At 74.3% G+C, this 10,774-nt stretch carries 11 protein-coding genes; 7 read left to right on the top strand and 4 right to left on the bottom strand.

What is annotated here, in order from left to right:
* Positions 1-15: 15 nt before the first annotated feature.
* From OERS_RS19675 to OERS_RS19695, 5 genes are all read left to right on the top strand, one after another.
* Positions 16-693 (top strand): response regulator, encoded by a 678-nt coding sequence (locus OERS_RS19675; protein ID WP_082618299.1) that lies wholly within the window; start codon positions 16-18, stop codon positions 691-693.
* Positions 694-767: 74 nt separating this feature from the next.
* Positions 768-1,817, top strand: a complete 1,050-nt coding sequence (locus OERS_RS19680) for an adenosine deaminase (RefSeq protein WP_068627702.1) — start codon at positions 768-770, stop codon at positions 1,815-1,817.
* 46 nt (positions 1,818-1,863) lie between these two features.
* The gene (locus OERS_RS19685) at positions 1,864-2,277 is read left to right on the top strand and encodes a hypothetical protein (protein ID WP_068627703.1); all 414 of its coding nucleotides are present in this window, start codon (positions 1,864-1,866) and stop codon (positions 2,275-2,277) included.
* Positions 2,274-3,887 carry a sensor histidine kinase gene (locus OERS_RS19690; protein ID WP_248948782.1) on the top strand — a complete coding sequence of 538 codons (1,614 nt, stop codon included), beginning with the start codon at positions 2,274-2,276 and terminating at the stop codon, positions 3,885-3,887. Before OERS_RS19685 ends, OERS_RS19690 begins: the two co-directional genes overlap by 4 nt.
* Entirely contained in the window at positions 3,884-4,552 is a 669-nt protein-coding gene (locus OERS_RS19695) for a response regulator transcription factor (RefSeq protein ID WP_068627705.1), read from the top strand. The genes OERS_RS19690 and OERS_RS19695 overlap by 4 nt, the downstream gene beginning before the upstream one ends.
* Before the next feature lie 165 nt (positions 4,553-4,717).
* On the opposite strand, the gene OERS_RS19700 is transcribed toward OERS_RS19695, so the two are convergent.
* Together OERS_RS19700 and OERS_RS19705 are read right to left on the bottom strand one after the other, a co-directional pair.
* A complete protein-coding gene (locus tag OERS_RS19700; protein WP_056653701.1) occupies positions 4,718-5,035 on the bottom strand; it encodes a hypothetical protein in 318 nt (105 codons plus the stop codon).
* Positions 5,036-5,046: 11 nt separating this feature from the next.
* A complete protein-coding gene (locus OERS_RS19705) occupies positions 5,047-6,399 on the bottom strand; it encodes a phosphotransferase family protein (RefSeq protein ID WP_068627706.1) in 1,353 nt (450 codons plus the stop codon).
* A gap of 214 nt (positions 6,400-6,613) precedes the next feature.
* On the opposite strand from OERS_RS19705, the gene OERS_RS19710 reads away from it, so the two are divergent.
* Positions 6,614-7,015 carry a GntR family transcriptional regulator gene (locus OERS_RS19710; RefSeq protein ID WP_082848623.1) on the top strand — a complete coding sequence of 134 codons (402 nt, stop codon included), beginning with the start codon at positions 6,614-6,616 and terminating at the stop codon, positions 7,013-7,015.
* A 121-nt stretch (positions 7,016-7,136) separates the two neighbouring features.
* A complete protein-coding gene (locus OERS_RS19715; protein ID WP_068627707.1) occupies positions 7,137-8,042 on the top strand; it encodes a L,D-transpeptidase family protein in 906 nt (301 codons plus the stop codon).
* 135 nt (positions 8,043-8,177) lie between these two features.
* Here the strand turns inward: OERS_RS19715 and OERS_RS19720 are convergent, their stop codons facing one another.
* Both OERS_RS19720 and OERS_RS19725 read right to left on the bottom strand, forming a co-directional pair.
* The gene (locus OERS_RS19720; protein WP_082848594.1) at positions 8,178-9,395 is read right to left on the bottom strand and encodes a UDP-N-acetylmuramate dehydrogenase; all 1,218 of its coding nucleotides are present in this window, start codon (positions 9,393-9,395) and stop codon (positions 8,178-8,180) included.
* Positions 9,396-9,459: 64 nt separating this feature from the next.
* Positions 9,460-10,774, bottom strand: a 1,315-nt coding sequence (locus OERS_RS19725; protein ID WP_409365936.1) for an MFS transporter, incomplete at its 5' end; no start/stop codon positions are given.

Genomic DNA, 10,774 nt, shown 5'->3' on the forward strand with positions numbered 1-10,774 from the left:
CCCCCGGAGCACCTCGTGACCACTTCCTCGCCCGCCACCTCCCCCCAGGTGCGCGTCCTCGTGGTCGACGACCACCCCGTGGTCCGTTCGGGCCTCGTCGGGATGCTCACGGCCGAGCCGGACCTCGTGGTGGTCGGTGAAGCGGGCGACGGGCGCGAGGGCGTGCGGCTCGCGCACGAGCTGCGCCCCGACGTCGTGCTCATGGACCTGCGCATGCCCGTGCTCGACGGCGTGGGGGCGACGAGCGAGATCCTCGGCGGCCCCCGCTCCCCCGGCGACGGGCGGGGTGCGCGGCCCCGCGTCGTCGTGCTCACGACGTACGAGACCGACACCGACATCCTGCGTGCGGTCGAGGCAGGAGCCACGGGGTACCTGCTCAAGGACACGCCGCGCGACGTGCTCGTGGCCGGGATCCGGGCCGCGGCCCGCGGCGAGACCGTCCTGGCCCCCACGGTCGCGACCCGGCTCGTGACGTCGGTCCGCGGCGCGGGCGAACGGCTCACGCCCCGCGAGTCGCAGGTCCTCGCGCTGGTCGCGCGCGGGCTGAGCAACCCCGCGATCGGGCGCGAGCTGTTCATCTCCGAGGCGACCGTCAAGACGCACCTGCTGCGTGCGTTCGCCAAGCTCGGGGTCGACGACCGCACGCGCGCCGTGACCGTCGCGATCGAGCGCGGGATCCTGCCCGGCGCGTGAGGCCGGCCCCGATCTCACCCGGCCGGGGACCGGAACTCCCCGTGCGGGGGCACGGCTGATGGAAGACTGCCCCTGTGCGTGATCTGGCGAAGCTCCCCAAGGCCCACCTCCACCTGCACTTCACCGGGTCCATGCGGCCCGAGACGCTGCGGGACCTCGCGGCGCAGTACGGGGTGCGGCTCCCGTCCGCGCTGCTCGACGGCGACCCGCTGCGCCTGCCCGCGACCGAGCGTGGCTGGTTCCGCTTCCAGCGCCTGTACGACGCCGCGCGCGCGTGCGTGCGCTCCGAGGCGGACATGCGCCGGATCGTGCACGAGGCCGCGGAGGACGACGCGGCCGAGGGGTCGGGGCGCCTCGAGATCCAGGTCGACCCCACGTCGTACGCGCCCTTCGTGGGCGGTATCTCGCCCGCGGTCGAGATCGTGCTCGACGCGGCCCGCGAGGCGAGCGCCGCGACGGGGACCGAGGTGGGCGTGATCGTCGCCGCGTCGCGCATGCGGCACCCGCTCGACGCGCGCACGCTCGCGCGCCTCGCCGCGCAGTACGTGGGCGACGGTCCGGGCGAGGTCCTGGGCTTCGGGCTGAGCAACGACGAGCGGCGCGGGGACACCGCGGCCTTCGCGCCCGCTTTCGCGATCGCGCGCCGCGCAGGGCTCGCCCTGGTCCCGCACGGTGGCGAGCTCCTCGGCCCGGACCACGTGAGCGAGGTCCTGACGGACCTGGACCCGGACCGGCTCGGCCACGGGGTCCGGTCCGTCGAGGATCCGCGGGTCCTCGAGCAGGTCGTCGAGCGGGGGGTCGCCCTCGAGGTCTGCCCCGCCTCGAACGTGTCGCTCGGGGTGTACGACGACGGCGCGCAGGTCCCGCTCGGGGCGCTCGTCGACGCGGGCGCGCAGGTCGCGCTCGGGGCCGACGACCCGCTGCTCTTCGGTTCGCGGCTCGTGGCGCAGTACGAGTCGGCGCGGACCGAGCACGGGTTCTCGGACGAGGAGCTGGCCGACCTCGCACGCTCCTCGATCCGGGCGAGCCGGGCCGGGCACGCGACCACGGCGCGGCTGCTCGCGGGTGTCGACGCGTGGATCGCCGACGAGGCACCGCCCACGGGAGAGGCGCCCCGTGGGTGACCGACGCTCTCATGCCCCTCTCATGAGGACCCGGGACACTCGCGCCATGCGACGGACGACGATGTGGGTGGGCGCCCTGGTGCTGGGCGCCCTCGGCGTCGGCACGGCTGCCGTGGCCCTCGTCTCCGCGAGCCCCCCGGACCGCGACCTGGGCAACCAGGTCGTCCTGAGCCCTGCCCCGGTCGAGACCGTGACCCCCGAGCCCGTCCCGTCCCCCGTCGAGTCGGTCGAGGAGGAACCGGTCGAGCCCGCGGAGCCCGGCGACGAGGGGTCGGACGACGACGGGCCCCTCGTCCCCGTCCAGCCGGCCCCTCCCCGCAGCGGGAGCGTCCCGCCTGCGGACGAGCAGCCCTACGACGACGGCATGTACCACCCCGGCGACGAGTACGACGACGGCATGTACCGCCCGTCGGACGAGTACGACGACGGCATGTGGACCCCCGACACGGGGAACGGATGATGTCCCAGACCCCCGACCCCGCTGGGCCCCACCTCCCCCGCACGACCGCGCGACTGCTGACGGTCCGCGCCCGCATCCTCGGCGCGGTCCTCGCCCTCGCGGCCCTGGGGCTGATCATCGCGGGCGGCGTGGCGTTCACGTCCCAGCGCAGGCACGTCGACGACAGGATGGCCCTGTCCCTCACGCGCTCGCTCGAGGAGTTCGAGGCCCTCGCGCAGGACGGCGTCAACCCCTCCACGGGAGAGCGCTTCACGTCGTCGGACGACCTGGTGAACTTCGCGATGCGACAGACCGTGCCCGCCCCGCACGAGGGCATGGTGGGCTTCCGCGCCGGACGCGCCCAGTGGATCGCGGCGTCGCCCGTGCCGCTCCGGCTCGAGGACGACGAGGCGCTCATGGACGCACTGGAGCCCCTCACCACGGGCGACCGGGTCGTCCTGCGCGAGATCTCGACGCCCACCACCAGCTATCGGGTGCTGGTCGTGCCCGTGACCGACGGCAAGGAACCCTCCGCGCTCGTCCTGGCGTACGACCGGGACGCCGAGCACGCCGAGTTCGACCGGGTCTTCCGGACGTACGCGATCATCGCGGTGGTCTCGCTCCTGCTCATCGGCGCGGTCGGCTGGCTCGTCGCGGGTCGCCTGCTGCGCCCGGTGCGCCTGCTCGGCCAGACCGCTCGTCGGATCAGCGACACCCACACGTCCGAACGCATCCCGGTCACGGGGAACGACGACGTCTCCGAGCTCACCCAGGCGTTCAACGAGATGCTCGACCGTCTCGCCGCCGCGTTCGACGCCGAGCACCAGCTCCTCGACGACGTGGGGCACGAGCTGCGCACCCCTCTGACGATCGTCCGCGGGCACCTCGAGCTCATGGACCCGGGCGACCCCGAGGACTCGGCGGCCACGCGCAGCCTCGCGCTCGACGAGCTCGACCGCATGCACCGGCTCGTCGACGACCTCATGACGCTCGCGACCGCCGGGAGCCCGGACTTCGTCCGTCTCGAGGAGACCGACCTGGGGCGCCTGACCGACGACATCCTCGACAAGGCCCGCCTCCTGGGCGACCGCAGGTGGAAGATCGACGCGCGCACGGGAGCCACCGCGCTCGTCGACGAGCAGCGCCTGACCCAGGCGTGGCTCCAGCTCGCCTCGAACGCCGTGAAGTTCTCCGCACCGGGATCGAAGATCACCCTGGGCTCCGCGGTGCGTGACGGCCGGATCCGGCTCTGGGTCCGGGACGAGGGCATCGGCGTCTCGCCCGACCAGCTCGAGCGCATCTTCGTGCGCTTCGCGCAGGCCGAGCGAGACCCCGCGTTCCGCGACGGCGCGGGTCTGGGCCTGGCGATCGTCAGCGCGATCGCGGGCGGGCACGACGGCCGGGTCGAGGTCTCCTCGACCCGAGGTTTCGGTTCCACCTTCACGCTCGACCTGCCGCTCGACCCGGGCCAGACCCCTCCCGTGCCCGGGCCGGACCACGAGCACCGGGCCTCCCCTCCCTCGCCGGCAGGTCCGGCACGGGAACATCCCGGGCACGACCTCTTGACTCCGCTGACCGTGGAGATCCCCGTGGTCGCCCCGGCACACCTGGGTGAAAGGACATCGCTGTGAGCCAGATCCTCGTCGTCGAGGACGAGACACGGATCTCGTCGTTCGTGTCCAAGGGGCTGCGCGCGGCCGGGTTCGCGAGCACGGCCGTCACGACCGGTCGGGAGGGCTACGACCTGGCGCAGACGGGTGACTACGACCTGATGATCCTGGACCTGGGGCTGCCGGACCAGGACGGGTTCACGGTCCTGCGCCGGCTCCGCTCGGCCCGCAACACGATCCCCGTCATCATCCTCACGGCCCGGTCCTCGGTCACCGACACCGTGGCGGGCCTCGAGGGCGGGGCGGACGACTACATGGTCAAGCCGTTCCGGTTCGAGGAGCTGTTGGCGCGCATCCGCCTGCGCCTGCGGACCGAGCCCGCGGGCGAGGTCACCGTGCTCTCGCACGGGTCGCTCAGCCTCGACCTGCGCACGCGCCGCGCCCGCACCGAGGACCGGGAGGTCGACCTCTCGGCCCGGGAGTTCGCCCTCGCCGAGACCTTCCTGCGCAACCCGGGCCAGGTCCTGAGCCGCGAGCAGCTGCTCTCGCGGGTGTGGGGGTACGACTTCGACCCCGGGTCCAACGTCGTGGACGTCTACGTCCGCTACCTGCGCAACAAGCTGGGTCCCGAGCGCGTGGTCACGGTGCGCGGCATGGGCTACCGGCTGGCGGACCCGGCGGCCTGACGGGGCCGCGACAGGCCGTCGCGATGGGCCAGGCCCGCCGTGCGCCGACCACGCGCCGCCCGGCCGACCGTACGACGAGCGAGAGGGCGGGGGCACCGTGTGCCCCCGCCCTCTCGTGGTGCAGCCGGTGACGCGCCGGCTGCCGGGTCGCCCCGTCGACGCCCCCTAAGGGGTGGCGGCCGACGGGGACGTCTGTGCCGAGGCGGGACTCGCAGGAGTCACCGGGCTCGGGGCCGTGTTCGCGGAGTCCGCCGAGGTCGGCGACCCGGCAGTCACGCTCGTCGTGGCGCTCGACGGGTCGAGGTCCGACGGGCTGGGCGTCGCGCTCGTGGCGCGTGCCGTCGTCGTGCCGTCCGCCGCTCGCTCGACGACCGCAGCCGGGTCCTGCCCGACGTCGTCCTCCGCCGCGGCCATCGTGGCGCCGAACCCGACCCCGAGCACGCCCAGCGTGCCGGTCGCGACCCAGATCCTGCGTGCGTCCATGTCCTACCTCCTCAGCCGAGGGGCAGCCGGTCCGCTGCCCCGTCCCTTCGAGAGTCCGCCAGAGGCGTGAGAGCCCGAGGAGCCGTCGGTGAGAGGACTCTCAGACGATCCTCGGCCCCTGCGAGGAGCTCTTCGGCGACGGCGAGCCAGACCTCGGCGAGCGCGTCGCGCGGTGCGCCGGGCAGCAACGAGAGGACGACGCCTGCGGTGCGCGCGCGCAGCCCGACCGGGTCCGTGCTCTCGCCGAACGCCGCGAGGCAGCGGTCCACGAGTCCCTGGACCCCGGGGTACACCTGGGGCGCGAGGGTCTCGAGGACCGCGAGGTGCCCGGTCATGCACGCGAGGTCGTCCACGCGGTGACCCGGGCCGAGCGTGTCGACGTCGAGGACCGCGGCCACCCGGCGGCAGCCGGCTCCGCCGACGAGGAGGACGTTGGCCTCGTAGAAGTCGCCGTGCGTCGCGACCACGGGACCGGGGTCACGGGTCTCGACGATGCGGTGTACGCCTCGTTCGAGGGCCTCGATCCGCGCGGCGAGGCTGGGCAGGCGCCCGACGGCGGAGCGTGCGTAGTGCGCGGAGCGCTCGGCCCAGGCGGGGCGGCGCTCGAGCAGGACGGCGTCCGGGGGCAGCGCGTCGAGGGCCCGGAGCAGCTCGTGCGGGTCGACCGTGAGCGCCTGCTCGTGCCGGGGGGTCGAGGCCACGGCGGAGGCCATGGTCTCCTCGGGGCGCGCACCGAGGACGAGGATGCCCTCGCCGAGCGAGGCCAGGACCCTGGGGGCCGCGAGCGGCGCCGTCAGGCTGTATCCCTGGGGAGCGGCCTCGGCGACCAGGAAGAGGTCGTGGCGCAGCCGGAGCTCGGCGACCCGGTCCGGGCGGACGACCTTGAGGTAGACGTCTCCCGCGGTCGTCCGTGCGCGCAGGACGGCGCGGCGCAGGGGGCGGTAGGCGACCAGGTCCAGCCCCAGGACGAGCGGGGCGTGCGGGTCGATCGAGCGCCACCGGTCGGTCAGCGTCGCGGCGTCGCAGGCCGTCGCGAGCCCCGGCAGGAGGGGGTCCACGGGGTGGCGCCACACGTGGACGGTCTGGTCGCCGTCGACCATGCGCAGGATGCCGTGCCGTTCGACGACGTCCGGCGGGAGGTCGGCCGTGGTCGCCACGAGGTACTCGTCGCGCCCTCCGGCCGTCCGCAGCCCACCGGCGCGGCCGCGCACCGTGACCTCGTACCCGACGCTCACCTCGGCGCCCGGGCGCGCGTGCACCTGGTGCACGCGCCACGAGCCCAGCGCGACGTGGTCGACGGCGAGCGCCGCCTCCAGGAGGTCCCCGGCCCGGGGACCGGTGAGCAGCTGCGCGGCGGTGTCCATGAGAGCAAGGCAAGCGGCCCGACGTGATGCCGGGATGAGGGCTGCGTGAGAGACCTCTCACGCAGCCGTTGACACCGGGAGGGGTGACTGCCATTGTGTCGGCATGATGATACAAAACGTCCGGGGTGGGCTGACCGTGCCGCGCCTCGACGACCTCGCACCGTCGGTGGTCTTCGTACTCGTGCCGTTGCCCCTCACCCACCGGGACGCCTGAGTGGCCGGGACCGAGCAGCCTGGCGCGGCAGGGCTGCACCTCGAGATCGACCTCGCGTCGGGCGTGCCCCCGTACGAGCAGATCCGCTCGCAGGTCGTCGCGCACGTCGCCGCGGAGCGCCTCGTGGTCGGCGACCGCCTACCCACCATCCGGGCCCTCGCGGCCGACCTCGGCCTCGCCGCAGGAACCGTCGCACGCGCCTATCGCGAGCTCGAGTCGGCCGGCATCACCACGACGCACCGTCGTGCGGGCACGGTCGTCGCCGACGGCGTGGCCCCCACCGACGTCGTCGCCCGGCAGGCCGCACGCACCTTCGTCGCTGCGGTGCGCGAGGCGGGGCTCGACGACGACGCGATCTTCGCACTCGTGCGAGGCGAGCTCCTGCGCCGGCACAGCGGCTGAGGACCGACGCTTCACAACGATTGCGCATACCGCGCGCGGGCGATGCAGGCCCTGTGCCTGCGGCGTGAGAACGTGGTCGTGCCAGTTCTCCGGCAGGACGCCGGGCATCGAGGGGGAGCGCATGTCGAAGGAACGATCGATCAGGACGAGATGGACTGCCACCACGGCGACCCTCGTCGCCCTGCTGCTCGTCGGAGGGTGCGACGTCCTGAGCCCGGGCGGTGGCGAGACCTCGGCCCCGCCCGCCTCGACCTCGTCGCCCTCTCCCTCCGAGACGCCCAGCCCCGCTCCGACGCCCACCGAGACCCCGGCTCCCGAGCCCACGCCGGAGCCGCCGGCGCCGGTCGAGCCGGCACCGCCCGCCGAGACGCCCGCTCCCCCGGCCGCCGAGCCCGCACCCGTCGCGCCGGCCCCCGACCCCGCGACCGAGGAGCTCGTGCGCGGGAGCACGGGAGAACGGGTCGTCGCCCTCCAGCAGCGCCTCGCCGACCTCGGCTACTTCGGAGCGAGCCCGGACGGCACGTTCGGTCCGGGCACGCAGCAGGCCGTCTGGGCGCTCCAGAAGGCCGCGGGCATCGGCCGCGACGGCCGGGTCGGCCCCATGACCCAGGCAGCACTGGACCAGGGTGTGCGGCCCACGCCCCAGAGCTCCTCGGGCCACGTGATCGAGATCGACATCGCCCGTCAGCTCGTCCTGGCGGTCGACGACGGGCGCGTCACCGCGATCATCAACGCCTCGTCGGGCAACGGCGAGCGCTACGAGGCCAAGGGCCGGACGTACTACGCCCGTACCCCTGCGGGGACGTTCCAGGTGGGGCGCCAGGTCGACGGGAACTACGAGTCCTCGCTCGAGCTCGGGAGCATGTGGCGCCCCAAGTTCTTCAACGGTGGGATCGCGGTCCACGGCTCGGGCTCGGTTCCTCCGTCGCCCGCGTCGCACGGTTGCGTGCGTGTCGCCAACGGGGCCATGAACTGGATCTGGGACTCGTGGGGCGCCCCGGCCGGCACGACCGTGATCGTCTACTGACCAGCCCAGCCACTCGGTCCGCGAGGTAGAGGGCCCGCGTCGAGGCAGTGGGCCAGAGCCCTCTACCTCGACGCGGGCCCTCTATCTCGGCACTTCCGGGACCCGGGTGCCGGCACCCGGCGGGAGCCTGGTGCGTCAGAGCGCGACGCCCACCAGCACGGGCTCGGGGACCAGCTCGATCCCGTAGGCGTCGAGCACGCCGTCGCGCACGGTGCGTGCGAGCTCGACGATCTCCGCTGCGGTCGCCGCCCCTCGGTTCGTCAGGGCCAGGGTGTGCTTGGTCGAGAGCCTCGCGGCGCTCGACGGGCCGTGCACGCCGAACCCCTTGGTGAAGCCCGCGTGCTCGATGAGCCAGGCCGCCGAGGTCTTGACCAGGGTCGGGTCGATCTCCCCGAGGCTCGGCCCCGTGGTGCGCGACGGGAGCGCCGACCGGACCGGGAAGCGCGGGGCGTCGTGCGGCAGCAGGTCGGCCTGGTCCGCGGCGACGACCGGGTTCGTGAAGAACGAGCCCGCGCTCCATCGGTCGTGGTCGGGGGCCGTCGGGTCGTCGAGCAGCATGCCCTTGCCCCCGCGCAGCTCGAGCACCGCGGCCCGCACCTCGGCGCTCGGCGCACGCTCACCCACCTGGACGCCCAGGCGGCGCGCGAGCTCGGGGTAGCCGATCGGGGCCGAGAGCGTCCCGAGCCGCATCTGGAGGTTGACCTCGAGGACGACGAAGCGCGGGGACGGGTACCAGATGTCGCCGCCGTCGGGCGAGGCGTGCATGGTCCGCTTGAGGAGCGAGGTGCGGTAGCCGAAGTCCAGGTCGATGAGCGGCAGCGTGCGGATGCGCGACTCCGCGCGGTCCCACACGCGCACCGAGGCCACGACGCCCGCGACCTCCTGGCCGTAGGCTCCGATGTTCTGGACGGGAGCCGCCCCGACGGTTCCCGGGATGCCGGACAGCGCCTCGATCCCGACCCACTCCTGGGCGACGGCCCGCTCCACGAGCTGGTCCCAGTCCTGCCCCGCGGTCACGGTCACGCTCCCGCCGCCGCACGTGTCCTCCGCGTCGATGCGGATCTCGGCACGCACGTCGCGGACCACGACCCCCCCGAAGCCCTCGTCGCTCACGAGCAGGTTGGAGCCGCCCCCGAGCACGAGGAGCGGCTCGCCCGCGTCGTCGGCCGCACGGACCGCGTCGACGAGCTCGGCCTCGGTGCTCGCCTCGAGGTACGCGTCCGCAGGGCCGCCGACGCGCAGGGTCGTGAGGTCGGCGAGCGTGGGCTGCTCGAGCACCTCGCCCGGACCGGGCGCGGCACCCTCGGTGACGGCTTCGACGGCGGACACGCGGCGCGGAGAGGGGGCGGTCATGGCTCCAGCCTAGTTCGCCCCGCTCGCGCCCATGCTCCGTACCCCTCGTCGGTCGAGCGAGTTGTCAGGCGCCCCCGGTGCCCGTGCCGCCCGCCGCGGTGGGCAGCGGCTTGGCCGCGTTGACCACGAGCAGCCCGATCACGAGCGGCACCGCGATCACGAGCAGCGCGGGGCGGTAGCCGCCGATGTGCTCGGCCAGGAACCCGATGAGCGGCGGGCCGACGAAGAACGCCGAGTACCCGATGGTCGACACGACGCTGACGCGGACCGCGGCGTGCGTGGGGTCGTCCGACGCCGCGCTCATCCCGACCGGGAAGCCCAGCGCCGCACCCATGCCCCAGAGCACCACGCCCACGAGCGCGACCCACAGGTTGGGCACGAGCGCGAACACGAGCAGGCCGACGAACGCGAGGCCCGCCGAGATGCGCAGCACGGCCACCCGTCCGAACCGGTCGAGCAGCCCCGTCCCGAGCAGCCGCATGCCGGTCATGGCGGTGAGGAAGATCCCGAGCCCCACGGCGCCCATCGCGTCGGACGTGCCGAACCCGTCGACGACCGCGAGCCCGACCCAGTCGTTCGCCGCCCCCTCGGTCAGCGCGGCGGCCAGCACCACGAGGCCGATGAGCAGCGTGCGCGGCTCCTTCCAGGCGGCGAGGGCGCTGCGCGCGCCCTTGCCGTGGACCGCGGTCGCGGGGTCCTCGCCCGCGGCGTCGTCCCGCAGGTCGCCCGACGACGCAGCGAGGGCCTCGTCCGTGACCGCACCTGCGGGGAGGAAGGACCGCACGCACCACAGGACCGCGAGCAGGCTCAGCGCGAGCGCCACCGCGAGGTGCCACTGCACGGGCACGCCCGCGAGCGCGGCCAGGGCGCCGACGCCGGCGCCGGCCATGGTCCCGAACGAGAAGCCCGCGTGGAAGCGTGGCATGATCGCCTTGCCGAGGCGCTGCTCGACCGCCGCGCCCTCGATGTTCATCGCGGCGTCCCAGACCCCGGTACCGATCCCGAAGAGGAACAGGCCGACCCGCACCACGTCGACCGAGCCCTGGGACACGCCCGTGACGGCCACGACGAGCCCCGCCACGTTGACCGTCGCGAAGATCACGACCGCGCGCGAGGCGCCGACGCGCTGGACGACCATGCCCGAGAGCGGCAGCGCGAGGAGCGAGCCGATCGCGGCGAACAGCAGCAGGAAGCCCATGCTGCCCTCGGAGAGCCCGAGCGCGTCCCGGACCGCGGGCAGGCGCGAGGCCCAGCTCGCGAAGTTGAAACCGTTGAGGAAGAACACCGCGAACACGGCCCAGGTGGCTGCCTGGACGACGCGGGCGGTGCTCGCTGCGCGCTGCTCCCCGGAGCGGGGGGCGGGCGGGGTGGTCATGCGG

The organism is Oerskovia enterophila, from assembly GCF_001692445.1.
Taxonomy (GTDB): Bacteria; Actinomycetota; Actinomycetes; order Actinomycetales; family Cellulomonadaceae; genus Oerskovia; species Oerskovia enterophila.